The following is a 26452-nucleotide window of genomic DNA, read 5'->3' as shown; positions in this document are numbered from 1 at the left end:
GGCGCGGTGGCTCCAGCTTGAGGCGAGTACCCCAAATCTGGGGCCACCGCGCCCACGACGAAACCAGTGCCGTTCGTGTTCGAGTGGCCATATAAACTGGTAACGGCAGATGCCTGAATGGGCAAGGGAGATCGTCATTCAGGGGTCATACAATGAAACCACCGTCATTCGCAGCGGCAATGCCGTTCGTGCCGGTAGCGCCAGCAGTTTATTAGAACCGCCGCGCCCACCACGAATCCGAAACGTCCCCGATCCTGATAAGCCAGCCCCCCTGCAAGGGGTCGCTTTCTTTTGGTTACTTTTCTTTACGAGTAAAGAAAAGTGACACCTCCATGTGCCCAAGAGCCCGACGCCACTCCGCCTTTAGGCCCTGCAATCCTAAATCAGATCCCAGCGCGATACGCACCCGCGGCTTTACCCCGGAGACTTTCCAGCCACCGATTAATGGTAGCGGCCTCGCCTGCGTTTTCCTGCACGGCGGGCCAACAACTCACAGGCTGCTCCGCGAGCCCGCGCACCTCCCGCGGACTCAGGCTGAAGCGGCGGCGAAAGGCGCGGCTGAACGTGCTCTCATTGGAAAAGCCGTAACGATACGCGAGTTCCGCGATGCTGAGCCCGCTGCCCCTGGATCGGGCCAGTGCATCGAAACAGCGATCCAGCCGCCTGCCCTGGATGTAGGCATTCACGCCGCCGTCACGCTCGAACAGGCGATAGAGGCTGGCCCGGGACAGGCGGAAAACGCCGGCGACCTGCTCTGGCGAAAGCGCTTCCGCGCCCAGGTGTTCTTCGATATGGCGCTGCACCAGCCTGCGCATGCTGCGGCGCGCCGCGGTCTGTACTTCAGGCTCGCTATCCCGAAGCCTGGCGCCACTGCCCTCCAGCATGATCAGCGCCGCGGTGACCGAGGCCGCCATCTCCTCGCCGGTCAGGCAGGCGCCGGCCAGCATGAGTTGCGACAGGTGAGACGCCAGCAGCCGCGTCGAACCCTGGCCGGCATCCAGCACGGTACCGTGCAGGTTCCAGCTTCGCAGCGAGGCCGGCAGGCGATCGCGCGGCACCGTCAGGGTGATATTGGCGAAGGACGGCGTCCAGCTATCCAGCGTCCTACCCAAGTCCAGCAGGCTGATCGAACCCTCGCCCGCGCTGAGCGCCCGCTTGCCGTATTCGCCCTGAACCCCGCCCTTGACGTAATACTGGACAAGGATATGGTCGATATTGCTGCGCCGGATCTCGACGATGCCGCGGTGGAAGCGATGAGCGCCAGCGCCGCTGCAGCGGGCGATCAGGCTATCGCCCAGGTGAAACACCTTCAGCTCGCCGGAGAAGGCGTCCGGCCTGGCGCCGATCTCGACGTCGAAGAGCGGCGACAATGCCGTGCGCCAGAGTTCGCAGGCATCCGGGTGCGCCTGCCCGTCGAGCCTGACATGCACTTGCGGCGGCGTTGCCGCCGGCGCGCCGCCGGTGGCCTCCGTGCCGGTGTGCGGTTGCGCTGCGATGGGTCCGGCTGCAGGGGCTGACACGTGACTCCCGGGGAGGTTCAGGTTGCGGCCTTCGGCACGGCCCGCAGCGGCATCGCGCCGCAGCGGGACCGCATGCGGCACTGCGCGCAGGCCTGCCGCAGACCGCATGATATCGAATGGAAGGCATCAGGCGCGCATTGTGGCAAAGCACCCCGCGCATTGCCATGCATTTCCTGTGCCGCCCCCCGTCAGCCGAGCTGCGGCTGCGTGGCAGCAAAGCTTGGCCGCTGGCGCATGGCGGCATGCGCCCGCTGCACGTTGGGACACTTCTCCAGCAAGGCCGCGCCTTCGGGGAACATGCCGACGTAGGCCAGGATCGGCGCGAGGAACAGGTCGGCCATCGACATCGCCGTGCCGACCAGGTAGTCGCGCTCGCCGTAGGCTTGCTCCAGCGTGTCGAGATGCCGGGCGATCTCCGGCAGCGCCGCGTCGATCACGGCGCGGTCGGGCTGGCTGTTCTCCCCCTTGGGGAAGACGTACTGCAGCACGTAGCGCCGTACCATGGCGTCGTAGGCATGGCAGTTGACCAGGCTGATCCACTGCTCGCCGCGCGCATGGGCGGTGACGCCCCACTGGGGCAGCAGGCTGGGTCCCTCGAAGGCTTCGTCGATATAGCCCAGGATGGCACGGGTCTCGTAGAAGGAGATCGGGCCATCGCACAGCACGGGGATGCGGCCGAACGGATTGTGCGCCAGCACCTCCGGCGTGTGCGGATGCAAGGGCTGCAGCGTATAGGCCACGCCTTTTTCTGCGAGCGCCATGCGCACCGTGCGGCAATAGCTGCTGCGCGGATCGCCGATCACGGTGACGGTGGCAGCGCTGCCGCTGGGATCCAGGTAATCGGCCAGGCGGTTGTACACCGACTGCCAGCCGCCCAGGTGCGAATCGCGGCTCTGCGTATCCGGGAATCCGCTATGGCGCATATGCAGGTGGGTGCCGCCGTCCTGCTCCGTCAGCGTGACCTCGATCAGGGTCTTGAGATCGGGGGGCAGGGAGCCGGCTTCCCATTGCCACGTATAAGCGAGGAAGTCGGCGCGGTCGATCGCCTGGTATTCGCCGCGGACGATGTGCTTCGCACCGTCGCGCCCGCCCATCACGATGCGGTATTTGCCGCCCACGCGCGGGTCGGCGGTGGCTTCGAGCACGCCCATGCCGCGCGGACAATGCCACGCGGCCAGCGCGGACTGGCTGGTGAATGCATCGAATACCTTGTCGCGCGGGGCGCGGATGAAGCGGGTCATTTCCAGGTGGAAGGTAGCGGCTTCGGTCATGATTTTTTCCCTCGGGCTTTGGTTGCATTGCGGGTGCCCTGGCTGGCGTCCGCGGCGTGGGTGCGCTCGACGAATTCGACAAGGCGGTCCAGGTTGCCTTCCCAGTGGCGGCGATACGTATCCAGCCAGTCATGCGCATCCCGCAGGGCCGCGGCACGCAGGTGACAGATACGCCAGCGCGCGCTGACTTCGCGCTCGATCAGCCCGGCATCCGCCAGCACGCGCAGGTGCCTGGAAATGGCCGGGGCCGACATGGCGAACGGGCGCGCCAGCTCGCTCACCGGTGCCTCGCCTTCCGCCAGCCGGGCCAGGATGGCGCGGCGGGTGGGATCGGCCAGGGCGGCAAAGATGGTGGTAAGCGGGTCGATTGGGGATGGCATGAACTCATTTAACCAACAGGTTAATCGAAAGTCAAGGCGAGTTCGTGTAGCATGGCCCGCACCATCGCAATCACGCCGACGCTTGGGAGAACGCAGGGATGCCGCGCAGGGAATCGGACGAAGCGAACGAAGCGGTCGATTTCGACATTCTCGCCCGCGCCGCCAGGGCGGCCACGCGGTACCGGGAGGCCGTCGCCGCGGACACGGGACAGCCGGCCGCGTCCTATGCCACGTGCCGCCAGGCGTGGCATGGCCCTACCCCCGAGACCGGCGCCGGCGCGGAGGAAACGATCGATGCCCTGATCGCGCTGGCGGAACCCGGCCTGCATCCCACCACCGGAGCGCGCTTCTTTGGCTGGGTGGTCGGCGCGTCGCATCCGGTCGGGGTCGCCGCCGACTGGCTCACCAGTGCCTGGGGGCAGAACTGCGGCAACCATCTCGGCGCGCCATCGGCCGCGGCGGCGGAAGAGACCGCCGCCAGGTGGCTGCTCGATATCCTGCGCCTGCCCGCCGGCGCTTCGGTCGGCTTTGTGACCGGCGCGACCATGGCCAGCTTCGCCTGCCTCGCGGCGGCGCGCAGCCATGTGCTGCAGCAGGCCGGCTGGGATGTGGAGGCGCAGGGCTTGTTCGGCGCCCCGGAAATCCATGTGCTGGTGGGCGACGACGCGCATACCTCCATCCTCGCCACCCTGCGCCTGCTGGGTCTCGGGCGGGACCGCGTGAAGCGCGTGCCTGCGGGCCCCGACGGCGCGATGCTGGTCCCGCAGTTTCGCGCCGTGCTGGCGAGCTGCGAGGGTCCGGCCATCGTGATCGCGCAGGCTGGCCAGATCAATACCGGCGCCTTCGACCCGGTGCCGGAAATGCTGCCGGACATCCGCGCGCGCGGCGCGTGGCTGCATGTGGACGGGGCTTTCGGGCTATGGGCCCGGGCTTGCCCCGAAACGGCTGCGCTGGCCGCCGGGTTCGAAGGCGCGGACTCCTGGGCGACCGACGGGCACAAATGGCTGCAAACGCCCTACGACTGCGGCTACGCCATCGTGGCGCACCCGGACGCGCACCGGCGCGCGTTGACGGCGGCGGCCAGCTACCTCCCCCCGGCGGACGCGGACGAGCGCGATCCTTCGCAGTATGTGCCGGAGCTTTCGCGCCGCGCGCGCGGCTTTGCCACCTGGGCCATGCTGCGCCATCTCGGGCGCGAGGGCATCGCCGGCATGGTGTCGCGCCACTGCCGGCTGGCGCGCCGCATGGCCGCGCGGCTGGAACGGGAACCCGGCATTGCCGTGCTGAACAGCGTCTCGCTCAACCAGGTCATTGCCGGCTTCGGCACCGGCGAGGACGATGCCGAAGCCGGCCGCCTGACACGGGAGGTGATCGCGCGCGTGCAGTCGGCGGGAGACTGCTATGTCGGCGGCGCGCGCTGGAAGGGACGCGAGGCGATGCGCGTGTCGGTCATCTCCTGGCCCACCGGAGAGGACGACATCGACCGCGCCGCGGACAGCATCATCGACGCCTGGCGCACTGTCTCCAGGCATCGATGACGTGGCGCGCCGGCTGGCCTGCGCGCGCGGGAGACCTGGTTCAGATCTTGGTGACGAAGGTCCTGGCGTGATACAGCGCGGTCAGGCTGAGCGCCGTGATGATGACGATGGCGAGCACGTCCGCGCCCGGATAGCCCCAGAAATCCGACATGGCATTCTCCTCGAACATGTGGTGATGCAGCGATGTTTGGTCAATGTGGCGATGACTCGCGCGGGGTTATAGCAAACCGGTATCCAGCATGCGCTGGCGGCCGAAGTCGCTCAGCCGGAAGCGGAACCGCATCTTGTCGGCATAGGCATCGAATCGTTCCTCGACGCTGGTCACCAGGCCGCCCGAGTACAGGTCGGTCAGGATGACCCGCACCGAACCGGCCCAGTAGGGTCCTTGCTTGCCATACTCCTGGCAGACCGACGCGGCGATATCGCTATCCCACATGCCGTCGGTGCCGGCGATCTGCTGCAATATGAAACCCTTGATATGCACTTTCGCCATTTCGTCGTCTCCGTTTCGTCGTTCCCGCCTGGGGAGTATTGCGCCGCCTTCAGAGTGCGCGGACCACTTCGAGGACGTCGCTCTTTTCCGTGTACATCAGGAAAGCGCCCGACACCACCAGCGTGAGGCCCAGCAGGAAATTCCACGCGGGGAACTGCAGCGTGAACGCCGCCAGGAACACCACGGCAAACGCACCGTAGAGCGCGGCGATCGCCTGCCCGCGGCCAACGCCGATCAGGGGGAAGGACTTGTACCAGGAGACATAGCAGAACCCGAAGGTGATGCCGGCCAGCAACAGCCAGGTGATAGCCTTGAGATTCCAGGTCTGCACGATCAGGTGGATCACGTCGACATCGCCGAACAGCGCCAGCGCCGGCAGCACCAGGCACAGCCAGTAGAGGGCTTCGGCGGTAAAGCGCACGGTGATGCCGCAATCCGGATCGGTCACATCGAGGGCGCGTCCCGCCAGTGCGCCCTCCACACCCCAGCCCAGCGCCGCCATCGCGCCGCCGAGATAGCCCAGCCACGAGGTATGCCGGCTTGACGCGCCCGAGAGTTCGCCCAGGATGCCGGGCGCGTAGATGGCGATGCCGCCGCCGATGATGACCAGGATGCCCAGCGCGGCGCGCAGGGTGATCTTTTCGTTGTACCAGACCCGGGCGATGCTGGCGCCGATGATCGGATACAGCAGCCCCGCGATGGCGGCGAACACGGCGCCCACATATCCCATGGCGAGAAAGGAACCGAAGATCGCCATCGGGCCGCCAAAGATGGCCGCGGCGAAGTACCACTTGGAAATGCGCCGCACGCGCACCAGGGTCCGGCCGAAATCCCGGAACTTGCCCAGCACGATCAGCCACAGGAAGAGGAACAGCAGCACCGAGAATGCATTGAACGTCGTGATGACGGCCGCCGCTGTCAGGAACTGCCGGGGGTTCGCCATATCCATCGTGGCGAACGGCGCCTCCTTCCAGACCGCCGCGCCGGGCACGTACCACGCGCCCCACAAGACCGCGCACCATAGCGCCCAGATAAATCCCCAACGGATACTGCGGGCACGGAATGCCGCTTTCGCCTGGCCGACGGTTGTCATGAATCCTCCTGTGGTAAGCGCGTCGGGATGCGCGCCTGTTTCCAGCTTCTGGTTCTGCTGCTCGCTTGCCCTCTTGTCCTCTTGCCCTCTTGTCCTGCGGCGCTGCCGCCGTCACGCCGGAAATTCTCGCGGCGGCGCAGGAGGATTATTGGAGGCAGGCGGCGGACAGGCAATAATCCAAAGGGGAGATACCTACAAAGAGGCATGAGGGCGAGGCAATCCACCCCGGAAAATGCGGGCGGTGCCGGCGCGCCTGGCGCGCACGCCTCCCGGCCGCCGGGCCCGGGGCAACGGCGGCGGTTGCGGGGCGCACGCAGGCACCGGGATCGGTGCCGGGAGATCAGTGGCGCTGCTTCTGGTGCTCGTGGCGCCAGACCACGGCCTCCAGCCGCGAATGCAGGTTCAGCTTGGACAGCACGTGCTTGACGTGCACCTTGACGGTACCCACGCTGATGCCGAGCTGGCGTGCAATGGTCTTGTTGCACAGGCCTTCGGCCAGGAAATCCAGCACCTCGCCTTCGCGGCTGGTCAGGTCCGCCTGCGCGGCGGGCACCCGCTGGTTGGTCGCGACCACCTGCATCAGGCTGCCGGTGACCGATTCGCTCAGTACCGAGGCGCCATTCGCCGCGCGCCTGAGACAGTCGCACAGGTCTTCGGGCTCCATATCCTTGAGCAGGTAGCCATGCGCGCCGGCGCGCAGCGCCGAGACCACGTCGCGCTCGCTGTCCGATACCGTCAGCATGATGAAACGCGCGTCGACCTGTTTTTCCCGCAAGGCGCCGATGGTTTCGATGCCGCTCATGCCCGGCATGTTGAGGTCGATCAGGATCACGTCGGGTTGCATGCGCACGGCCATGTCGACGCCTTCCGCGCCGGAGCCGGCTTCTCCGACCACGCGGAAATCCTCGTCCATGGCAATGAGCTGTGCCAGGCCTTTGCGGAAGAGGGCATGATCGTCGATGACCAGAACCGTATTGCCAGTCTCCATGGCCAGTTGTCTCCATTCTTATATTTCTGCGCGGCCGCGGCGCCTTGTTCCGGCTTGCTGCTACCTGGGCCGCGGGCCGCACCGCCACCTGTGCCGGTGGCTGTTTTGCAGGGGTATCGGAGATGGTACACGGCATCCCTGCTCTTGTGGACGCCGCCGGGCCTGGAGCGGAGCGGCCGCCCATCAGGATTTCCCTGATTGCGCCGCGCGCACTACCAGTCCGGCTGGCTCACGGGGCAAAAGCGCACTGCAACGCAGCATCCGCCGCCCGGACGCGGTGTAATGGCCAGGGCGCCGTCGAGGCTGAGCGCGCGCTCGCGCATGATGGCCGTCCCATGCTGGTTGCGCGGGTCTGCCGCCGGTTCGAAGCCGAGCCCGTCGTCCTCGATGGTGATCGCGATCGCGCCGTTGCCCTCGGGCAGCAGCCTGACCGTGGCCTGCGACGCGCCCGCATGACGCACGACGTTGGACAAGGCCTCGCGCACGATCTGCACGATGTGGAACTCTTCGTTGGCGGTGAGCCGGCAGCTCTTGAGGCGGTTGTCCAGCGTCATGGCTACGCTGCTGCGCGCGCCGTACTCGTCCAGCGCCTCCGCCAGCGCGGCGGACAGCCCCCTGGCGTTGATCTGCGTGCGGAACGTGGTGATCAGCTCGCGCAGCTTCCGGTAGGCGCCGTTCAGGCCCTCGCGCAGCGCTTCGGCGGTCGACGCCAGCTCGTCGCGCGCGTCCCCGCGTTCCGACAGCGTGCGCAGGCGGCTGACCTGGATCTTCATATAGGACAGCGATTGCGCCAGCGAGTCGTGCAGTTCGCGGGCCATGGCCGCGCGTTCTTCGATCAGCGCAACCCGCCGTCCTTCCTGCATGCGGCAAAAGCCGCCGATCGCCAGCGCCAGGTGACGCCCGACCGCCTCGGCGATCTGGCTGCCGTGCAACTGGCATTCCTGCGCGGTGCCGAACACCAGGAACAGGTGGCCATGGCGCACCTTGCCATCGCCGATAGGCACCGCCATGCCGGCCCCGGTGCCGCCCGCCGGCGCCTGCGCGCCATGCGCCTCCATTTCGAACACCGTATGCGGGCCGGCCACCGCCAGCGTGCGCACGCGTTCCACCTGCGCCCAGCCCAGCTCGCCGGCATGCACCACGGCCGGCAACTGCAGCGCCTCGCTGGTCTCGGCGGCCAGGCAGATGCCGCAGGCCCGCGCCGCCAGGCTGTCGGCCACCGCATGGCATACATTGCGCAGGGCCTGGGGCCCCAGCGCTTCGCCGGACAGCGCCGTCATGACCTGGTCCAGCAGCGTCAGCCAGCGGTCCTGCGGCGGCGTGGCCGGCGCACCCGCCGCGTGCGCCGGGACCTCGCCGGCCTGGCGCCGCAGCCGCAAGCCAACCAGCAGGCCGCCCGCGGCAACGATCAGCAAGGCAATGCGTACCGCGATATCGACCCGCAGGTGGCGCTGCAGCGATTCGGAAACGTCCACCGCCGCCTGCTCCAGCAGCGGCATGGCGCCCGCCACGGTATTGCCCGGCGAGGCCGCGAAGGCGCCGGCTTGTTCCGCCTCGGCAAGCGCTGACCCGAACGGCGGATCGGCCAGCAACGCGCGCGCCTCCGCCAGCCATTGCCGCGCCCCGGCACCCGCTTCATCGCCGCGCGCGAAGCCGCTGCCGCGCTGCCGCAATTCGGCCGCCTTGGTCATGAAACGCACCGCCTCGCTGGACCAGGCCGCGGTCAGCACGGGCTGCACCATCAGCGCCAGCGCGGCCAGCGCGGCGACCGTCGTCACCACCATCCATGCACGCGCGGGATGCGGTTGCCGCATGCGGAAAAGCAAGTATGATGGCGTGGCGCGTCGGGAAGGCACGGGGTTGGAGTTCATCGGATCACCTTGGGTCGCCATGCGCATTCAGCCCTGCGGGTTCGCACACCGGCGCATACCGGAATAACGAACGCGAATGCATGCGGGGAAATAATAAGGAGACAAGAGGGATTAGCGTGAGGGGAGCATCATGCTGACCGTATGGCTGTACCTGGCCGGCGCGGCCGCCGCCAGCGGCTACGCCATCGCCGCCACCATGGGCTGGCTGCCGGCCAGCACGCCGCTCGCGGCCGCCTGCCTCGGCGCCGCGCTGACCCTGGTGCTGGTGGCCGCCGTCGCCAATCGCCGCGCGCCCGCCAGGCTGCCCGGCGCCATCGCGGCCCGGCCCGGAGCCGGCCCCATCCCGGCCCATCACGACTATCGCGCCTTGGTCGACGGCATCGAGGACATCGTGTTCGAGACCGATGCCGACGCCGTTTTTCATTTCCTGAATCATGCGTGGAAATCCATCACCATGCTGGACGTGCGCGTATGCCTGCACACCTCGCTGTTTCGCTATGTCCATCCCGACGAGCAAGCCCTCAACCGCGAGCAGTTTCTCACAATCCTCTCGCAAAACAGCGATGCCTGCCGCTACGAAACGCGGCTGATCTGCCATGACGGACAGCTGCGCTGGATGGAGGTGCGGCTGCGGCCCCGCTTCGATGGGCATGGCCAGGTGTGCGGCACCACGGGCACGATGACCGATGTCCACTCGCGCAAGCGCGCGGAAGACGTGCTGCGCGCCCGCGACCGCAGCCTGTCCACCCTGCTGGACCACCTGCCCGGCATGGCCTTCCGCTGCCGCAACGACCGGCGCTGGACCATGGAGTTCGTCAGCGATGGCTGCTTCGAGCTGACCGGGCTGGAGGCGGTGGACCTGCTCAACCACCCGTCCTACGACGAACTGATCCATCCCGACGACCGCGCCTACGTCTGGGATTATGTGCAAAGCCAGCTGGCGCAGCACAAGGCCTTCCATCTGCGCTACCGCATCCGCACCCGCGCGGGCCAGGAGAAATGGGTCAACGAACGCAGCCGCGGCATTTTCGCCGGCAACGGCACCCTGCTCGCCATCGAAGGCTTCGTCTCCGACATCAGCAGCCAGAAACGCGACGAGGAGCGCGCCGAACGCGAGCCGCTGCACGACCGCCTGACCGGCCTCAAGAGCCGCGCCCTGCTGCTCGACCGGATCGACCTGGCGCTGCAGTACGGCGCGCCCTTCATGCTGCTCTGCCTGGATGTGGACAACCTCAAGCGGATCAACGAGCGGCATGGCCGTGCCTTCGGCGACCAGTTGCTGGGCCTGCTGGGCGAACGGCTCGCGGCCTGCTGCAAAGCGGGCGTCTCGGCCGGCCGCAGTGGCGGCGACGAGTTCGCGATCCTTGCCCTGGAGGCGCCCGCCGACCCTGCCCCCGGCCTCGACGGGCTGGCCCGTTTCGCGGGCAGTGCGCTGGGAGACCGCCAGCTGGCCGGCGTGATCTCCGCGCTGACGCTGGCGGACACCATCGCGAGCCTGCTGGACACGCCCTTCGAGATCGGCGGTGCCTCGGTTTCCATCAATGCCCGGCTCGGCATCGCGCTCAGCCTCGAACGCTACCCGGATGCCCGCACCATGCTGCGCGACGCCATGCGCGCCGTGTATTCGGCCCAATGGCAAAGCACCGGCGGCACGGTGCGCCTTGCCTTCGCCGGCGAGGCGGCGCGGCGCTCGGCGCAGGCGTGGCGCCGCGCCGTGGGCGAGTTCGCGCGCGGCTTCGATACGCAAGGGCTGCAGGTCAGCCTGGCCCAGGTCGTGCCGCCCGGCAGCGGCCCCGCGTGGGCCGAAGGCGCGGCGTGCTGGCATTCCGCGCGCACCGGCATCATCCCTGCGGAGCACCTGTTCCTGCATGCATCCCGGGCCGGCATGCTGGAAGCGCTGGTGGAACGCTACCTGCTCGCCATCTACGACCAGGCACGGCCGCGCTTGAAGCCGCGCCAGCGGCTGTGCCTGTGCCTCAATGCCACCCCGCTCAGTGCCGCGGTGCTGCGCGGCCTGCACGGCGCCCTGGCCGCCATCGCCGGCAAGGCCGCACCGGCCCAGCTCGACCTGCTGCTGCCGCCCTGCGCGGAGCCCGGCCTGACGGACCTCGATGCCGTTCTTGCAGGTTTGCGGGGAAACGGCATCCGCCTCGGCGTGGACCTCACCCTGGCTGCCGCCCGCGATGGCCCGCCCTTGCCCGACTGGAGCCTGCTTGCCGATTTCTGGCGTATCCGCATCGGCCCGGGCACCCAGGAAGCCGGCCGCCTGGAGCGCCTGCTGGAGATCGCGGCCCGGCACGGCATAACGGTAGCGGTGGCGGGCGGCCCCGACACCTTCGCCGCCCAGGGCCGGTTGCTGCATCGGGTCGGCGTGGCGGAGCCGATCGCGCCGGATGCATAGATGGCCGCCGGCGCGCATGGCAGGCAACGGTCGGCAGATCGGGACGTCAGAAGGTGCGCTTCAGGCCGAGGATCCAGTGCGCGGTGCCGAGGCGCTTGCCGTCGGCCACCCACAGCGTGCGGCTGGCGTTCGTTCCCGTATAGGCGAAGGAGACGGTCCAGCCGCCGCCGAAGGTCTTGCTGATGGCGGCGCGCCAGTCCGTATAGTCGTATTCGCCGTAGTTGCGCACCCACTGGCGGCCCACGTGCAGCCCCAGCGTGAAATCCTGCGGGAGCGGCACGTCCGCGTTCAGCTCCAGGTAGCCGCTGCCATGCGAATTGCCCTTGCCGGTACCGATCGAGGCGCTGCTGTACCCAAAGAAGTTGGTCAGCGTGCGCGAATATTTCAAGGTCAGGATATGCCAGCCGACGGCGCCGTACAGTTCGAGCGTGTTGTATTTGTCGTCCGAGCCCGGCAGCTTGGGATTCTCGGGATAGTAGAACTGCAGCAGGCCGGCATCGAAGCGCCAGTCGCCGAAGCTGCGGGCGTAGCCGCCGTACAGGTCCAGTTCCAGGCTGGCGTCGTTGATCGCCTTGTGGCTGACATTGGTGCCCCAGATCCCGGCATACAGGCCGCTCTCATGCGCGTAGTCGAAACCGCCCTGCAGCGCCGGCCGGTTCTGCGTATAGGTGATGCCGCGAAAGACATAGTTGCTCATGAGCGCGACGTTCCCGCTCACGGTATGCGGGCTGGCGGGCGCCGCCGGCTCTTCCTGCGCAAACGCGCATGGCATCGTGCCGGCCCCCGAGGCGAGGAAACAGCCAGAGGCAAGCGCCCTGGCCCAGCATGGCGACAGTTTCATGATTTACCTTCGACAGGACGAAGCGGCGGAGTGGCCGCAGTAACGGGAGCAGCCGGGGGAGCAGCCGGCAGCGCGCGCTGCCGGCAGGAGGGTCAGGTCAGAAATGGTTTTGCAGTTCCCTGCCGATATCGAAGATATCGCCCACGATGCCGTACCTGGCGATCGTGAAGATGGAGGCCTCCGGATCGGTATTGACCGCCACGATGGTATCGACGTGCTTCATGCCGGCCATATGCTGCACCGAGCCGGAGATGCCCATCGCCACATACAGCTTGCAGTTGGCCGCGGTCTTGCCGGACTGGCCGACCTGCCGCGATTTCGGCAGCCAGCCCGAGTCCGCGATCGGGCGCGAGCAGCCGAGCGTGGCGCCGAGCGAATCGGACAGTGCCTTGAACTGCTCGACGTTGTCTTCCTCGCCGACGCCACGGCCGATCGACAGGATGAAGTCGGCGCCGGGAATATCCACGTCGTCGCCGCCCGCCGGCTCCTCGAAGCCAAGATGCTGGCTGCGCGGCGCGACCTGCGGCACAGCGAGGCTGGAGACGGCCGGCGCGCCGGCCGCCTCGACCGGCTTGAAGGACCCCGGCCGCACGGTCAGCACCACCGTGGCGCGCCCGGGAAACTCCATTTCCACGTTGACCTTCTGCCCGTAGCCCGAACGGGTCGCGACCCAGCCGCCGGCGTCCCGCTCCACCTTGAACACATCGGTGGTGAAACCATGGCCGTCGCGCGCCACCAGCGGCGCGGCGTAGCCCAGCGTGTCCACGCTGTGGGGCAGCAGCACCAGCGAGGGCTGGCGCGCGGCGATCAACGCGCGCACCGATGCCTCGTAGACCTCCGGATCGAAGGCGTCGCCGGCGCTCTGTACGGTCACGATCTCGTCGACGCCTGCCAGCTTCAGCGATTCGGCGTATTGCCCCGGGTCGGCGGCAATCACCGCCACCTGCACCGGTTCGCCGCTCTCCGCCTTCAGCGCTGCCGCCAGGCCGATCAGCTCCCGGCTGACCGGGCGCAACTCTCCCTTGCGATGCTCGCTTATCACCAGAATGCCCGCCATCATGCCTCTCCCCTGAATTCCTTGATGATCCTTGCCAGTTGCGATGCCTGTTCCGCCGGTGTTCCCTCGATCATCTGCGCCCGCCCTTTCTCCGGCACATACATGCGCCGCACCCGCGATAGCGAACCGGCCGCGCCGGTGTCGCCCGCGGCAAGGCCGATGTCCTGCGGCGAAACCACCTCGATCTGCCGTTGCGCCGCTTGCTTGATGCCGCGCAGCGACGCATAGCGCGGTGTGTTGATGCCCAGCTGCAAGGTGAGCACCGCCGGGGTAGCGATCCTGACCGCGGCATAGGTACCGCCTTCAAGCTCGCGCCGGACCGTTGCCGTGCGCTCGCCCGGGGCGTACTCGAGCGCGGCCACCACCGCCGCGTGAGGCGCGTCCAGCAAGCCGGCCATGGCCATGCCGGTGGCGCCGTAGGCGTGATCGGAAGCCTGCACCCCGGCAAACACGAGATCCGCCGACTCGCGCCGCGCCAGTGCGGCGAGCACGCGCGCCACCGCGATCGGGTCGGCTTCTTCCAGGGCGTCGTCCCAGATACGGATTGCCCGGTCGGCGCCCTTGGCCAGGCATTTGCGCAGCTCCTCGTCCGCGCTGCCGGGCCCCACCGTGGCCACCACCACTTCGATGCCTTCGCCGCCCGGGCCTTCCTTCAGCCGCATGGCTTCTTCCAGCGTGTAGTTGTCCCACTCGTTCAGGTCATGCACCAGGAAGTCGGGATCGATATCGCGGCCATCGCCGCGCATCTCGAAATCCTCGTCCAGGGTCGCCACCTGCTTGATCGTCACCAGTATCTTCATATCGTCTCCATCGTCGTCAGCAGTGCTTGTTGTGTGGCTCTGGTCCGGGCCCCGCTCCGCGCCGCGGCTCGCATGCCGGCCTGGCGGGCGAAATGGCCGAAGATCCGGAACCGGACCTGCGCATCCGGATCGCCGCGCATGCGCCAGCGATCCAGGTCCGTCAGGTTCGGGTGCTCCAGCACCATGGCGCGGTGCAGGGCATAGCCGTCCTGCCGCAGGGGCAGCAGGACATCGCGCGGCGCCATGCGGTTCAGGATCACCGCGCGGCGCACGTCGGGACTCTCGTGCACCGCCAGCCGGGCCAGCCGCGCCGGCGAGGTGGCCGGATTGCGGGCCACGCCGGCCAGCACGTCCACGTCGGTGCTGCGGGCAAGGCGGCGCAGCAGCGGCGGCGCCAGGTCGTCGCGGTAGGCAACGCCCGCCTGCACCCAGCTGGCCGGATCGGCTGCAAGCCGCGCCAGCAAGGCGGCGGGGCAAGCCGGATGCCGGGCTGCCGCGCGCCTTACCTCGGCCTGCGCATCCCCCGCGGCAAGTGCCAGCAGGCCCGGCGGGCAGGCTGCATTGCGCGCCACGGTGCGGCGCACCCAGGCATCCTGGTCTTCCAGCAGCCAGCCGGCCATCCGTGCCGACAGGTCGGCGCGCCCGGCCAGCGCACGGCGCACGCCGCCATCGGGATCGAAACAGAGCGTCAGCAAGGCTTGCGCCGGCATGGCGGCATGGGCGGCGGCGGCCCGCCGCACGCTGGCGTCGCCATCGCCGGCCAGCTGCCGCAGCAATGCCACCGGCACGCGTGCCTGCTGCGCGAGACAACGCCGCTCCAGCACCGACCCCGGCATGGCCCGAAGCAAAGGCGCCGGGCAATGCGGATGCAGCAAGACCTGGGCGCGCACCGCCGCCTCGCCGGCCGCCGTCCACAATGCCAGCAGCGTGTCCGCGCCGGTGGCGAGGTTGATCGCCAGCAGGCGCTGCAGCGCAGGCAGCTGGCGCCGCTCCAGCGCCGCCAGTACATCGGGGGCGGCGCCGGCGTTCTCGCACAGCGCGCGCAGGATTTCGACCTGGCCGGCGCCTTCGGCGATTTCCGCCAGGATCGCGCGCGGCATCTGCGCGTGCCTTGCCAGCAGCAGGCGCAGGCGGCCGCTGTCCGCGCCGCGCCAGAGCGCCACCAGGCTGGCCGCGGGGGCGGCGGGATTGCGTGCGAGCCGAAGCCCCACCATGCCGTCAGCGCCGGCGATCCCGGCGAGCCGCGCCAGCACTGCCGGTGCGACAAACCCGGCCGACGCCAGCAGCAGGCGATCGCGCCGGGCGCCGAACAGGCGCGGCGACAGCCACTCGCGATGCACTGCCGGGGCATGGGGATAGAGCGCAGCCGCCGCATATGGCTCCACGTCCTCGAGGGCGCGCCGCAGCAGCTCGCTCCAGTGGCGGCCGGTGAATTCCATCGCCGCGCGCTCAGGCTTCGACCAGGCCGGCGACGGTGCCGTCCGCCTCGGCCACCACGTCCGCGGGCGCGGCCAGCGCGTCGCGGATCATCTCGATCAGCTCGCGCACCACGAACCTGCCCTCGTAGCCGCTGGTCTTCAGCGCGTCCTCGAACATGGTCAGGTCCTTCGGGCAGCACACCACGAAGACTTCCAGCCCTTCGATGCCGGCGGCCTCGCGCATGCGGTTCTGCGATGGTTTTTCCGCGCCGACCGGGTCGGGCATCCAGATGCGGCCGCCACCGGCGCCGCAGCAGAATGAATTGTCGCCATGGCGCGGCATCTCCACCAGCTCGCAGCCGATCTGCTTGAGGATGTCGCGCGGCGCGCCATAGCCCTTGTTGAAGCGGCCCAGGTGGCAAGGATCGTGCAGGGTCACGCGCAGGCGCTGCGGCTGGCGCACCTTGATCTGGCCCTGCTCCAGCATGCGCTGCACGAAGCTGGTGTAATGCTCGATCTCGTAGCTGCCGCCAAAATCCGGGTACTCGTTGCGGATGGTGTTGTAGGAATGCGGGTCGGTGGTGACGATGCGCTTGAACTGCGCGGTGCCCAGCGTCGCGATATTGGTCTCCGCCAGCAGTTCGTAGAGCCCTTCCTCGCCCACGCGGCGCACATCGTTGCCGGCATTGGACTCGCCCTCGAACAGCAGGCCGAAGTTCACGCCCGCCTCGTGCAGCAAGGTGGCGAACGCCTGGCTGACCTTCTGGTTGCGGGGATCGAACGAGGCGTAGTCGCCGACGAACCACAGCAGGTCCACCGGCTCCTTGCGCGCGTCCTTGATCTCGAACGGCAGCGACTTGGTCCAGGCCGCCCGCTTGCGCTTGGACTCCCCGAAGGAGTTGCCGGTCTTGTGGATGGTCTGCAGGGTCTTCTGCAGTTGCGGCTCCATATCGCCGTCTTCCACCAGCTTGCGGCGCATCTGCACGATGATGGGCACATGCTCGATCGCCACCGGGCAGATCTCCACGCAAGCCATGCAGGTGCGGCAGGACCACAAGGTCTCCATGAACACCTGGCCGCCGTCCTTGCCGTGCGGGCTCAGCTTGACCTCGTCCGGCAGGGCCTGCTTCTGCAGTGCGTCGTTGGCGAACTCGCGCAGCGACAGGATCACGTCGCGCGGCGACAGCGGCGCGCCGGACGCCCGCGCCGGGCACGCCTCGTGGCAGCGGCCGCACTTGGTGCAGGCATCCAGGTTGAGCAGGTGCTTCCAGGTGAAATCGGTGATCGTGCCGTAGCCGACCTTGTCCCCCGTGGCCGCCTGGCGCGGCAGGCGCTGCGCGGCCAGCGGATCGCGCAGCATCAGCGAGCCGGCGGCGGTAAAGATGTGCTTGACCTTGGTAAACGGGATCAGCGCGATCAGCGTCAATGCCAGCAAGCCGTGGAACCACCACAAGCCGCCGCGCAGCGCCCCCGCCACTCCGGCGCTGACGCCCACGGCGCGCATCGCCTCGGCCAGCGCGGCACCGAACGGCGACCACCAGCGCAGCGCCCACACCTCCGGCCGCTCCTGCAACCACACCAGCCGTGCGGCCTCCAGCACGTAGCCGGTGACGCCAATGATGATCAGCGCCCACAGGAAGGCCCAGTCCTCGCGGCGGTAGCCGCTGCGGTCGTAGCCCGGCTCGCCCGGCTTGCGGTCCGGGCGCGTGTAGTCCAGCTTGGGCGGCTTGATCCAGCCGCGCCGGATCATCATGTAGACCAGCCCGGCGATCATGGCGACGCCGGCGCAATCGAGTACCAGCGAGAACCACAGGTAGAACTTGCCGTGCCAGAAGCGCAGGCCGAACAGCTTGCCGGTGATGTCGTAATCCAGCGTGATGGTGGCGGTGCCGATGAACAGCAGCGCAAAGCCGTAGAAGATCAGCCGGTGGGCGCGGCCGGCGGCGGCATCGCGCCGGGCGATGGTGCGATGGCTGGCCACGGTGCGCAGCATCTGCATGAAGCGCGTGCCGATTTCCAGCGGCGTGCCCAGCGGCTGGCCGCGCCGGTACTTGCGAATCTGTACGTAGCAGCCGTAGCAGAACACGCCGATGGCGGCGAAGCCCGCCAGGTAGAACAGCACGATGGCGGGTGACGAGAATCCTTCAAACAGGACCCGGGTCACCTGGAGCGGGTCGAACTTGTCTGCGGCTGGCATGGCGGCTTTTCGTCCGTGTGGATGCGGGGGCGCGAAACGTCCGGAGGGAACGGCCTGCGCGGCCGTCCTCCGCCCGGGGTCAGATCTTGTAGATAATCTCGAACGTGCCTTCCTTCTTGTGCGGCACGCCCCAGACCGGCACCTCGCGGCGGTAGGGCAGCGGGATCTGCGGATCGCCTTCCTCGATCTCGCGCGCCAGGCGCTGGCCGCCGAAGGTGGCATCGGCGATCAGCCGCGGCGCTTCCGCGTCGCCGATCAGGTACACGCCCTTGATGCCGGCGCTCTCCCAACGGTCCTGCGCGGCCTTCAGCTGGCGATGGAGGCTATCGTCGGAACGGCGTCCGGTCACCAGCACCAGCGAGTCGAACTCCAGCCAGCGGTGGCTCTTGTTCTCGTCGCGCGGCGACTTGCCCGGGCCGCGATAGGTGCGGCGGGAGCCGTCGCCCCAGATGTTGTAGATCTCCAGCCGGCCCGGCTCGATGCGGCTGCAGAAATGGTCGCCCATCTCCTTCACGTGGAGCTCGTGCAGGCGCCGCATCATGTTCGGGTATTCCAGCGTGAAGTGCATGTAGTTGGCCAGGTGCACGCCGCTGACGATGGTCACCTCGTGGCCCGCGGTGGCCAGTTTCTCGGCCAGGCTCGGAGCCATGAAGTAGGTGTCGGCGTTGAGGATCACCACCCGCTTGCCGATCTTCTTCTTGCCGGCGATCACCTGCTCCGGCGTCAGCTGGTCGTCGCGCGAGGCGTCCGCGCCCGGGATCGGGTCGTGCGTCAGGCAGTTGGTGCCGTCGGAGACCCAGTGCGAGCCGGTGGCGATCACCACCTTCTCGGCGCCGTATTCCAGGATGGCGTTGGCCGTCAGCGCCTTCTGCCCGAGCGCGAGCTGGCTCTGCTTGTTCTTTTTCAGCAGCTTGTTGATCTGGGTCTCGCGGTAATCGCGGTGGTAGCCCCACTCGCCCAGGCCCGGCAGCGTGACGATCTGGTTCAGGTGGCCGCCGATCTTCTCCGCCTGGTCCACCAGGTGGACGGTATGGCCGCGCTCCATCAGCACGCGCGCGCATTCCGATCCGGCCGGGCCCGCGCCCACCACCAGCACCGCGTCGTCGGACTTCTTCCTGGCGAACTTCTCCGGGTGCCAGCCGCGGCGGTATTCCTCGCCGGCGGTGGCGTTCTGCGTGCAGATCATCGGCGGCCCGCCGATCTCCCAGCGCGAGATGCAGACATTGCAGCCGATGCAGACGCGGATATCGTCGATGCGGCCTTCCTCGATCTTCTTGGGCAGGAACGGGTCGGCAATCGACGGCCGCGCCGCGCCGATGATGTCGGCGATGCCCTTGGTCACGATCTCGGTCATCTTCTCGGGATCGGTAAAGCGCCCCACGCCCAGCACGGGCTTCTTCGACACCTGCTTGATAAAGCGGGTCCACGGGATCTGGTGGCCCTGCAGGTTGAAGCGCGAAGGGCCGGCATCCTCGCCCCACTCGGCGATGTCGCCCACGTCCACGTCCCACAGGTCGAGCAGGGAATCCGCCATCTCGACGAACTTCATGCCGTCCTGCTCCACCTCGATGCCGGCGCAGCCGTACAGCGAGTCCACCGCGAAGCGCGTGGCGATGGCGCAGTCGTCGCCCACCGCGCGGCGCACCTTCTCCAGCGTCTCCAGCCAGAAGCGGGCGCGGTTCTCCAGCGAGCCGCCGTACTTGTCGGTGCGCTTGTTGTAGTAAGGCGAGAGGAACTGCAGCGGCAGGTAGGAGTGCGCGCCGTACACGTAGACGATATCGAAGCCGGCGTCGCGTGCGCGATAGGCGGCGTCGACATAATACTGCTGCACCTGTGCGATATCGCGCAGGTCCATCTCCTTGCAGTAGGTCAGCGTCTCGAACTCCGACGCGTACTGGCTGGGGCCGCGCGGCGTGGCGCGGCTTTCCATGCAGGGCGCATGCGCGCCGCCGTACCACATCTCGATGCCGGCCAGCGCGCCGTACTTGTGCACCTCATCGGTCATTGCGCGCAGGTTGCGCACATCGCCCTCGTCCCAGATGCGCGCGGACATCCGGTGCGTGTCGTCCGATTCCGGGTGGATGGAGCAGTATTCCGTATTCAGGGCGGCCCAGCCCCCTTCCGCCTTCAGCGAGCGGTGCGCCGCCTGGAAGCCGGGCAGCGTGGACCCGGCGCCGATGCAGTGAGGCACCTGGTAAAACCGGTTGCGCAATGTCTTGGGACCGATCTGGATCGGTTCGAACAGGATGTCGTAGCGTGGGTCGCGGGCCATTTTTTTGTCTCCAGCCGGTTTGTGGAGCGAACGCGCAAGGCGTCGCAGGCAGTGCGGAGCGCGCTGGCTCCGCATTGAATCTTCCGTGGGTGCCGATCTTGCCGTGTCTTCGCCGCGCCTATCCCGGGGCGGTGCCCGCGCCGAGGGCGCGGCCGTCGTCGTACTGCGCCAGCCAGCCGATCGCGGCCTGGCGGTAACGCGTGATGCCCTTGTAGTCGACCAGTTCCTCCGGCAGAGTGCGCAGCACGCGGTGCAGGCGCGCCGCCCACTTGGGCACCGTGGCCAGTTCCTGCAGGCTGATCAGGTAGCAACGCACGCCAAAGCCGATGGCGTTGCTGCGCGGCAGCCGGAACAGGGTCTGCAGTTCCACCCGCAGGTGCACCAGCCCGCCCGCGTTCTCGCGGGTGACCGAGGCCCGGTCCGCGCCCCACTCCGGATAGCGCTCCGGCGAGGTGTCGAGGCGCGGGTGGATCGTCATGGTCCAGTTCAGCCGGCGCACCGGCGCGCCCACGCGCAGATGCAGCAGGTACTTCAGGGCACGGTCGAAAATGCCCAGCTCGTGCGCCAGCGGCACGGGCCCGTGCCACTCGCTGAAGCTCATGCCCAGATCGAAATCCAGCGACCAGTCGGCTTGCGTGGTGACCATGCCGGCATCCATGAACAGGTTGTCCTGGCGATGGTCCATCAGCACCCAGTCGCCCTGGTTCTGCCGTGTGATGTATTCCAGCGGCGAACAGGGCAGCGTCGCGGCGTCGCCGAAGACGAAGGCCTGGCGCAGGCCCAGCAGGCGGTTCTCCCAGGTCCAGCGCGCGCCATCGCGCGTCAGCGTGAAATGCGCGGGATAGGCGGCCGCCAGCGACGCCATCATCAGCTCCAGCGTGTCCCACTGCGCCTGCATCATGTGCGGCAGGGCCATGCAGCGCCCCGGGTCGCGGGCAAGGACCAGGGCGCGTTCGCGGCATTCGCCGATATAGTGCTCGTCGATGTCGAAGGGGTGTTCGGTGACGCTGCCCGCCGGCCCGGCGCCATGCGGCTCGATATTGACCGAGTACATGTACCGGTCTTCGGGGAACGGAAACGGAAAGCGCTGGATCGCCGCCGGGCTGTTGGCGTAGTCGAAACTGCCGCGGAAGGTTTCATCCGTCTTGAACGTGGGTTGCATCAAGCCTCCTAGATCGCCAGTACCAGGCGCCGGCAATTCGCCCGGGAGACGCAGGGCATCAGCTTTCGGCCGCCCGCCCTTTCCTCGGCGGAAAGATAGTGATCGTGGTGGACCAGTTCGCCGTCGGTTTCCAGCACCTCGAGCTCGCACTGGCCGCAGGCGCCGCCGCGGCACAGGTAGGGCACCTTCACGCCGGCCGCCTCGATCGCTTCGAGCAGGCTGGCCTGCGCGCCGACCTGGACGGTGATGCCGCTGCGCGCGAGCACCGCCTCGAACGGCGCGCCCGCCGGCGGTGCCAGGAACTGCTCCCAGTGCACGTGGCCGTCCGACCATCCCGCGGCGCCCGCCGCGCGGCGCACGGCGTCGATCATGCCGGCAAGACCGCATACATAGACGTCGGTACCCAGCGGCTGGCCCGCCAGCACCTTGGCGAAGTCCAGTTGCTGGCCAGCGTCCTCCACATACAGATGCAGCCTCTCGCCGGCCAGCCGGTGCAGCTCGCCGGCAAAACCGGCGTGCGCCTGGCTGCGCACCGCATAGTGCAGCTCATAGGGGGTCCCCAGCCCTTGCAGCTCGGCCAGTTGCGAGAAGAACGGCGTGATGCCGATGCCGCCGGCAATCAGGATATGTTTGCGGCGCGTCTTGAGCAGCGGGAAGAGATTGACCGGGGCAGAGACCCGCAGGAGCGCGCCCTCCCTCACCCGCTCGTGCATGAAGCGCGAACCGCCCCGCCCTTCGTCGACCCGGCGCACGCCGATCTGGTACCGGCCGGTCTCCCAGGGGGAACTCATCAGCGAATACGGATTGCGATGCAGGCGGCCCTCGCCCTGCATCTCGACCACGATATGGCTGCCCCCCGAGAAGGCGGGCAGCTCGCCCCCGTCGGCGTGCTCCAGCGTGAAGCGCTTGACCAGCGGCGTCACGGCCTCGATCCGCGTCACGCGCACCGGCATGCGGTCTTGCGGTTTCATGCTGCCCCCGGCGTTTCCGCGTCGGCCATCACGCCCATGAAGGCGGCGAGGCGGCGCGAGTAATGATCGCGCACCAGCAGCTTGCGGCGGCATCCCGTGCAAGCTGCGATACCGCCCGCCACCGCTTCGTTGCAGGTGCGGCAATGCACGCAATAGACCCGCCGCCGGCCCGGCGCCACGCATTCGCATTGCATCTCGGCGGGGTCCAGCCCGTGCCGTTCGGCCAGCCGGCTCGCCTGGGCGAGGAAGTCCTCGTCGCCTGCGGCGTAGAAGCGCAAACCCATCGGCAGCGATGCCAGCGCCTTGCCCAGTTCGTCGAGCAGCGCCGCGGTCGACGCGGCGACCGTGACATCCGCGCCGGCGGCCAGCACCGCCTGCGTCAGGTCGGCGCCGGCCCCGGCTGCGTACAGCAGCCTGCAAACCCCGGCATCCCCGGCCAGGCGCCGCAGCGCATCCCCGCCCGCGCCCCGGGCCACGGCCAGGTGCACCTTGCCGCTGCCGTCGAACTGCAGCGGACGGTACACCGGCATGCTCTTGATGCCTGTCACCAGCATGGCAAGCTCCTGGGTGGGTGGATCGGTGGGCGGGCGGGGCCGGTCCAGGGGTTCAGGCAGCCTTGACCTGGGTGCGCAGGCGCTGCGGATCGTAGAACGGCGTCTTCGTCACCGTGCCCGCATGGGTGCCGTTGCCGTCGCGGATCTCGACCCTGGTGCCCAGCGCCTTGCAGCCCGGCAGCAGGTGCACCAGCGCCAGCGATTGCATCAGGTAGCGGCTGAAGGTGGCGCTGGTCACCACGCCAGCCTCCTTGCCATCCACGAAGATCTTCGCTCCGGCCTCCACCGCGCGGTCATGGCGCACCGCCACGCCGGCCTGGAAGAAGCGCTCCTTGCCGCGCGCATTCAGCAGCGCCGCCTTGCCCACATAGCCGGCGGCCTTGTCGGTGTCGATGGCCCAGCCGAGATTGACCTCCCACGGCGTGGTGTCGCCCTCCGGCATGTCGAAAGGGAAAAACAGCAGGGCGGCCTCGATCCGCGCCAGCTCGAGCGAATCCCAGGCGCAGGGAATCAGCCCTTGCGGCTTGCCTGCCTCCAGCAGCGCGTCCCACAGGGCGACCGCGTCCGCGGACGCGCAGGCGATCTCGAAGCCTTCCTCGCCGGAGTAGCCGCCCCGGGAGATGACGATGCCGTGGCCGAACAGGGTGGTCTCGCGGTGCGCGAAGTACGGCAGGGAAGGCAGGGCGATGCCGACGTGCGCCTTGAGGATGGCCGCGGCGCGCGGCCCTTGCAGCGACAGCATGTGCACATCGAAGTCCTGCTCCCAGGCCACGTCGCGCCCCTGGGAGAGCGCGGCCAGCTGCCGCTGCGTATTGCCGCTGCCGTGGGACAGGCGGTACCGGTTCTCGCCATCGCAGATCACCATCAGGTCATCGCTGACGGCGCCGTTCTCGTCGACGGCGGCGGCCAGCCGCGCGGTACCCGGGCGCAGGCGGTGCACATCGATCGGCACCATGCCGTCGATGACCGCGGCGGCATCGGGACCGGACACCTTGACGATGTTCAGGCCGCTGATGTCGTACAGGCCGGCGGCGGTGCGCACGGCCACCACCTCGTCCTGCGGATCGCGCCGGTAGCGCCAGGGGATCGGCATATCGTTCCAGGTGTCGCCGTCCAGGTTCGAGCCAAGCTCGCGATGCCGTGCGTTCAGGATGGATTGTCTGCTCATGTGTGCTCTCCGCTGGGGTGCTTGCATTGGTGTCGAGTATGGCCAGCGCACGCCCGCCCAGCCATTTCCACTTGGCACTACCTCCTAGGTAGTAGCTGCCGCCCGTCCCCGTCCCTCGGCGGGCGTGGCTACCGCCTAAGAGGTATTGCGGCCGCCGGCCCCGTTGCGCAGACTCCTGCCACGGAAGTACGCCAGCGCAGCAGGAGACCTATCCATGACGGCCTTGACCCTGACCCAGCTCCCCGTGCGGCCCGCGGGCACCCATGCCGAGCGCATTGCGCGCGCCGTCGCCTGCCCGCAGTCGGCGACGGATGCCAGCGCCGCGGTGGTTCGCTCATGGACCCGTTGCCTGGGCGAATACGGGCTCGATCCGGAACTGCGTCCCGTGCCGCCGGTGCTCACCTCCAGCGAACTGCGCGAGCGTGGCCAACGCTTCGATGCCCTGGCCGACTGTGCGCGGCTGGAGATGACCACGCTCTATCAACAGCTCGCCGACCCCGATATGGCGGTGATGCTGACCGATGCCGAGGGCGTCGTCATGCATCTGGTCGCCTCCGACCGGTTCGCGCGGGAGATCGCCCCGGAAGGCCTGCGCGTCGGCGCCATCTGGAGCGAGCGCGAAGCCGGCACCAATGGCATGGGCACCTGCCTGGCGGAAGGCGGCGCGGTGGCGATCCGCCAGCACGAGCATTTCTTCCAGCGCTATACCGCCCTCACCTGCTCGGCGGCGCCGATCTTCGACGAGAACGGCGAGCTGGCGGCGGTGCTCGATGTCACCAGCCGCTCGCCCCTGCTGCTGCAGCAGCATTCCCCGGTCCTGGTCGGCATGTCGTGCCGCAATATCGAGAACCGGCTGTTCGACGCCCGCTTGCGCCATGCCTATCCGATCCGCTTCCACAGCCAGCCGGAACTGGTCTACACCGCCGGCGAGGGCAAGCTCGCGGTCGACCGGGACGGCGTGGTGCTCGCCGCCAACCGCAGCGCCCTGCTCCAGCTCGGCTGCCATTCGATGCAGGCATTGCGCGGCAAGCGCATCGACGAACTGTTCATGAGCACGCTCGACGAACTCGTGGCGCGCAGCGCGCGCCAGTCCTTTCATCCGGTGCCGGTCTATCTCGCGCAGGCATCCGACCGCTTTTTCATGGTCGCGCAGCAGCCGCCGCAGGACTGCCAGCCGCGGGTGGCCCGCCCGGCGGCGCGCCAGGCCGCGCCGCGCGAGTCCGCTGCGCCAGCGCCCGGGCACGCTTTGCCAGCCGCGGGCGATCCGCGCATGGACGCGCAGATCCGGCTCGCCACGCGGGTCATCGCGCGCAATGTGCCCGTCCTGCTTCATGGCGAAACCGGCACCGGCAAGGACGTCTTCGCCAATGCGCTGCACGCCGCCAGCCCGGCGGCGCGGGGCGCGTTCGTTGCCATCAATTGCGCCTCGCTGCCGGAATCGCTGATCGAAAGCGAGCTGTTCGGCTACCGGGCGGGCGCCTTTACCGGCGCCCAGCGCGAAGGCCGGCGCGGCAAGATCCTGCAGGCCGACGGCGGCACGCTGTTCCTCGACGAGATCGGCGACATGCCGCTGGCCCTGCAGGCGCGCCTGCTGCGCGTGCTGGAGGAGCGGCGGGTAACGCCGCTGGGCTCCGAGACCGCTACCAGGGTCGAGTTCCAGCTGATCAGCGCCAGCCACCGCAACCTGGCCGAACTGGTCCACGACGGGCGCTTCCGCGAGGACCTGTTCTACCGGCTGAGCGGCGTTGAACTGCGCCTGCCGCCCTTGCGCGAGCGCGCCGACCGGCTGGCCCTGATCCACGCCATCCTGGCGGAGGAAGCGGGCCCGGGCGAGGCCCCGCCCACGCTTGCGCCGGACGCCGAGCAGGCGCTGATGCGCTACGACTGGCCCGGCAACCTGCGCCAGCTGCGCTACGCGCTGCGCACCGCCGTGGCCCTGTGCGACGGCGCGCGGCTGACCAGCCGGCAACTCCCGCCGGAAGTCGTGCAAGGCGCGCCACGCCCTGCACGCCATGGCCGTGGCGCTGCCAGCGACGGGGCCGAGGCGGGCAAGGCCGCGCAGGAAACCCTGCCGCCCTTCAACGCCATCCAGTTGAACGAACGCAAAACCATCCTGGACCTGCTGCAGGGACACCGCTGGAACGTCAGCACGGTCGCCCGCACGCTGCGGGTCAGCCGCAATACGCTGTACCGCAAGATGCGCCTGCTATGCATCGAGATCGCACGGGAGGCGGCGGCGTCACGGCCTGCAGCCGGGGACTGAGAGCACTTCACCCGCGTCCCGCCTTGCGCCATGACACCTTGTCCGCAAAGCGGGACGCGGACCATGACACGCTGTCACCCGCCCGGCCGTGCGCCCTTCGCTGGCAGGCGCCCGGCGCAATGGTATGCCGTTTGCTAGTGGCTAGTGACTGGATCAACTGGATCGACTGGATCAACTGGATCAACCCGATCAGG

General features: G+C 68.5%; 21 protein-coding genes. 4 read left to right on the top strand and 17 right to left on the bottom strand.

The annotated features are described in order from the left end of the window. The first annotated feature begins 109 nt into the window (after window positions 1-109). The gene (locus AC3FOF_RS40360; protein ID WP_488729814.1) at window positions 110-325 is read left to right on the top strand and encodes a hypothetical protein; all 216 of its coding nucleotides are present in this window, start codon (window positions 110-112) and stop codon (window positions 323-325) included. Between the two features lie 58 nt (window positions 326-383). Here AC3FOF_RS40360 and AC3FOF_RS40355 read toward each other — a convergent pair whose 3' ends face one another. From AC3FOF_RS40355 to AC3FOF_RS40345, 3 genes are all read right to left on the bottom strand, one after another. After that, entirely contained in the window at window positions 384-1520 is a 1137-nt protein-coding gene (locus AC3FOF_RS40355) for a helix-turn-helix domain-containing protein (RefSeq protein WP_488729813.1), read from the bottom strand. 188 nt (window positions 1521-1708) lie between these two features. After that, the gene (locus AC3FOF_RS40350) at window positions 1709-2791 is read right to left on the bottom strand and encodes an SRPBCC domain-containing protein (RefSeq protein WP_488729812.1); all 1083 of its coding nucleotides are present in this window, start codon (window positions 2789-2791) and stop codon (window positions 1709-1711) included. Beyond that, the gene (locus AC3FOF_RS40345) at window positions 2788-3171 is read right to left on the bottom strand and encodes a winged helix-turn-helix domain-containing protein (RefSeq protein WP_017225058.1); all 384 of its coding nucleotides are present in this window, start codon (window positions 3169-3171) and stop codon (window positions 2788-2790) included. The genes AC3FOF_RS40350 and AC3FOF_RS40345 overlap by 4 nt, the downstream gene beginning before the upstream one ends. A 98-nt stretch (window positions 3172-3269) precedes the next feature. On the opposite strand from AC3FOF_RS40345, the gene AC3FOF_RS40340 reads away from it, so the two are divergent. Next, window positions 3270-4709 (top strand): pyridoxal phosphate-dependent decarboxylase family protein, encoded by a 1440-nt coding sequence (locus AC3FOF_RS40340; protein WP_488729811.1) that lies wholly within the window; start codon window positions 3270-3272, stop codon window positions 4707-4709. Between the two features lie 217 nt (window positions 4710-4926). Here the strand turns inward: AC3FOF_RS40340 and AC3FOF_RS40335 are convergent, their stop codons facing one another. From AC3FOF_RS40335 to AC3FOF_RS40320, 4 genes are all read right to left on the bottom strand, one after another. Further along, window positions 4927-5202 carry a hypothetical protein gene (locus tag AC3FOF_RS40335; RefSeq protein ID WP_017224685.1) on the bottom strand — a complete coding sequence of 92 codons (276 nt, stop codon included), beginning with the start codon at window positions 5200-5202 and terminating at the stop codon, window positions 4927-4929. A 49-nt stretch (window positions 5203-5251) separates the two neighbouring features. Then, window positions 5252-6295, bottom strand: coding sequence for an EamA family transporter (locus AC3FOF_RS40330; protein WP_488729810.1), 1044 nt, complete (start codon window positions 6293-6295; stop codon window positions 5252-5254). A 340-nt stretch (window positions 6296-6635) separates the two neighbouring features. After that, on the bottom strand, window positions 6636-7283 hold the full coding sequence (narL, locus tag AC3FOF_RS40325) for a two-component system response regulator NarL (RefSeq protein ID WP_017224687.1): 648 nt from the start codon (window positions 7281-7283) through the stop codon (window positions 6636-6638). 212 nt (window positions 7284-7495) lie between these two features. Further along, window positions 7496-9154: a histidine kinase gene (locus AC3FOF_RS40320; protein ID WP_488729809.1), complete on the bottom strand. Its 1659-nt coding sequence runs from the start codon at window positions 9152-9154 to the stop codon at window positions 7496-7498. 130 nt (window positions 9155-9284) lie between these two features. Between AC3FOF_RS40320 and AC3FOF_RS40315 the strand changes: the two genes are divergently transcribed. Next, on the top strand, window positions 9285-11555 hold the full coding sequence (locus tag AC3FOF_RS40315; RefSeq protein WP_488729808.1) for a PAS domain-containing protein: 2271 nt from the start codon (window positions 9285-9287) through the stop codon (window positions 11553-11555). Between the two features lie 46 nt (window positions 11556-11601). On the opposite strand, the gene AC3FOF_RS40310 is transcribed toward AC3FOF_RS40315, so the two are convergent. The 10 genes from AC3FOF_RS40310 to AC3FOF_RS40265 all read right to left on the bottom strand — a co-directional run bounded on the left by AC3FOF_RS40310 (window position 11602) and on the right by AC3FOF_RS40265 (window position 23995). Then, window positions 11602-12396, bottom strand: a complete 795-nt coding sequence (locus AC3FOF_RS40310) for a TorF family putative porin (protein WP_488729807.1) — start codon at window positions 12394-12396, stop codon at window positions 11602-11604. Window positions 12397-12493: 97 nt separating this feature from the next. Beyond that, window positions 12494-13456 carry an electron transfer flavoprotein subunit alpha/FixB family protein gene (locus tag AC3FOF_RS40305; protein WP_488729806.1) on the bottom strand — a complete coding sequence of 321 codons (963 nt, stop codon included), beginning with the start codon at window positions 13454-13456 and terminating at the stop codon, window positions 12494-12496. Continuing rightward, complete coding sequence (locus tag AC3FOF_RS40300) at window positions 13453-14253, bottom strand: electron transfer flavoprotein subunit beta/FixA family protein (RefSeq protein ID WP_488729805.1); 801 nt, start codon at window positions 14251-14253, stop codon at window positions 13453-13455. The genes AC3FOF_RS40305 and AC3FOF_RS40300 overlap by 4 nt, the downstream gene beginning before the upstream one ends. Further along, a complete protein-coding gene (locus AC3FOF_RS40295) occupies window positions 14250-15692 on the bottom strand; it encodes a hypothetical protein (RefSeq protein ID WP_488729804.1) in 1443 nt (480 codons plus the stop codon). Before AC3FOF_RS40295 ends, AC3FOF_RS40300 begins: the two co-directional genes overlap by 4 nt. 10 nt (window positions 15693-15702) lie before the next feature. After that, window positions 15703-17868 carry a heterodisulfide reductase-related iron-sulfur binding cluster gene (locus AC3FOF_RS40290; protein ID WP_488729803.1) on the bottom strand — a complete coding sequence of 722 codons (2166 nt, stop codon included), beginning with the start codon at window positions 17866-17868 and terminating at the stop codon, window positions 15703-15705. A 79-nt stretch (window positions 17869-17947) separates the two neighbouring features. Beyond that, window positions 17948-20140, bottom strand: a complete 2193-nt coding sequence (locus AC3FOF_RS40285; RefSeq protein ID WP_276267066.1) for an oxidoreductase — start codon at window positions 20138-20140, stop codon at window positions 17948-17950. Between the two features lie 118 nt (window positions 20141-20258). Beyond that, complete coding sequence (locus AC3FOF_RS40280; protein WP_488729802.1) at window positions 20259-21302, bottom strand: heme-dependent oxidative N-demethylase family protein; 1044 nt, start codon at window positions 21300-21302, stop codon at window positions 20259-20261. Between the two features lie 8 nt (window positions 21303-21310). Further along, window positions 21311-22273, bottom strand: a complete 963-nt coding sequence (locus AC3FOF_RS40275) for a PDR/VanB family oxidoreductase (protein ID WP_488729801.1) — start codon at window positions 22271-22273, stop codon at window positions 21311-21313. Further along, window positions 22270-22827 carry a dimethylamine monooxygenase subunit DmmA family protein gene (locus AC3FOF_RS40270; RefSeq protein ID WP_488729800.1) on the bottom strand — a complete coding sequence of 186 codons (558 nt, stop codon included), beginning with the start codon at window positions 22825-22827 and terminating at the stop codon, window positions 22270-22272. Before AC3FOF_RS40270 ends, AC3FOF_RS40275 begins: the two co-directional genes overlap by 4 nt. 52 nt (window positions 22828-22879) lie before the next feature. Beyond that, window positions 22880-23995, bottom strand: coding sequence for an aminomethyl transferase family protein (locus AC3FOF_RS40265; RefSeq protein ID WP_276268201.1), 1116 nt, complete (start codon window positions 23993-23995; stop codon window positions 22880-22882). Window positions 23996-24209: 214 nt separating this feature from the next. Between AC3FOF_RS40265 and AC3FOF_RS40260 the strand changes: the two genes are divergently transcribed. Then, window positions 24210-26258, top strand: coding sequence for a sigma-54-dependent Fis family transcriptional regulator (locus AC3FOF_RS40260; protein WP_488729799.1), 2049 nt, complete (start codon window positions 24210-24212; stop codon window positions 26256-26258). Window positions 26259-26452 lie beyond the last annotated feature (194 nt).

This window comes from Cupriavidus sp. 96C5-1 (assembly GCF_057798855.1).
This window is presented reverse-complemented; position numbering and strand designations above follow the sequence as displayed.

Bases quoted from the DNA above. Each gene is read 5' to 3' on its own strand.
- AC3FOF_RS40300 (WP_488729805.1), bottom strand. From the start codon at position 14,253: ATGAAGATACTGGTGACGATCAAGCAGGTGGCGACCCTGGACGAGGAT.
- AC3FOF_RS40265 (WP_276268201.1), bottom strand. From the start codon at position 23,995: ATGAGCAGACAATCCATCCTGAACGCACGGCATCGCGAGCTTGGCTCG.
- AC3FOF_RS40310 (WP_488729807.1), bottom strand. From the start codon at position 12,396: ATGAAACTGTCGCCATGCTGGGCCAGGGCGCTTGCCTCTGGCTGTTTC.
- AC3FOF_RS40330 (WP_488729810.1), bottom strand. From the start codon at position 6,295: ATGACAACCGTCGGCCAGGCGAAAGCGGCATTCCGTGCCCGCAGTATC.
- AC3FOF_RS40275 (WP_488729801.1), bottom strand. From the start codon at position 22,273: ATGAAACCGCAAGACCGCATGCCGGTGCGCGTGACGCGGATCGAGGCC.
- AC3FOF_RS40260 (WP_488729799.1), top strand. From the start codon at position 24,210: ATGACGGCCTTGACCCTGACCCAGCTCCCCGTGCGGCCCGCGGGCACC.
- AC3FOF_RS40280 (WP_488729802.1), bottom strand. From the start codon at position 21,302: ATGCAACCCACGTTCAAGACGGATGAAACCTTCCGCGGCAGTTTCGAC.
- AC3FOF_RS40320 (WP_488729809.1), bottom strand. From the start codon at position 9,154: ATGAACTCCAACCCCGTGCCTTCCCGACGCGCCACGCCATCATACTTG.
- AC3FOF_RS40295 (WP_488729804.1), bottom strand. From the start codon at position 15,692: ATGGAATTCACCGGCCGCCACTGGAGCGAGCTGCTGCGGCGCGCCCTC.
- AC3FOF_RS40305 (WP_488729806.1), bottom strand. From the start codon at position 13,456: ATGATGGCGGGCATTCTGGTGATAAGCGAGCATCGCAAGGGAGAGTTG.
- AC3FOF_RS40335 (WP_017224685.1), bottom strand. From the start codon at position 5,202: ATGGCGAAAGTGCATATCAAGGGTTTCATATTGCAGCAGATCGCCGGC.
- AC3FOF_RS40315 (WP_488729808.1), top strand. From the start codon at position 9,285: ATGCTGACCGTATGGCTGTACCTGGCCGGCGCGGCCGCCGCCAGCGGC.
- AC3FOF_RS40340 (WP_488729811.1), top strand. From the start codon at position 3,270: ATGCCGCGCAGGGAATCGGACGAAGCGAACGAAGCGGTCGATTTCGAC.
- AC3FOF_RS40360 (WP_488729814.1), top strand. From the start codon at position 110: ATGCCTGAATGGGCAAGGGAGATCGTCATTCAGGGGTCATACAATGAA.
- narL (WP_017224687.1), bottom strand. From the start codon at position 7,283: ATGGAGACTGGCAATACGGTTCTGGTCATCGACGATCATGCCCTCTTC.
- AC3FOF_RS40350 (WP_488729812.1), bottom strand. From the start codon at position 2,791: ATGACCGAAGCCGCTACCTTCCACCTGGAAATGACCCGCTTCATCCGC.
- AC3FOF_RS40285 (WP_276267066.1), bottom strand. From the start codon at position 20,140: ATGGCCCGCGACCCACGCTACGACATCCTGTTCGAACCGATCCAGATC.
- AC3FOF_RS40270 (WP_488729800.1), bottom strand. From the start codon at position 22,827: ATGCTGGTGACAGGCATCAAGAGCATGCCGGTGTACCGTCCGCTGCAG.
- AC3FOF_RS40345 (WP_017225058.1), bottom strand. From the start codon at position 3,171: ATGCCATCCCCAATCGACCCGCTTACCACCATCTTTGCCGCCCTGGCC.
- AC3FOF_RS40290 (WP_488729803.1), bottom strand. From the start codon at position 17,868: ATGCCAGCCGCAGACAAGTTCGACCCGCTCCAGGTGACCCGGGTCCTG.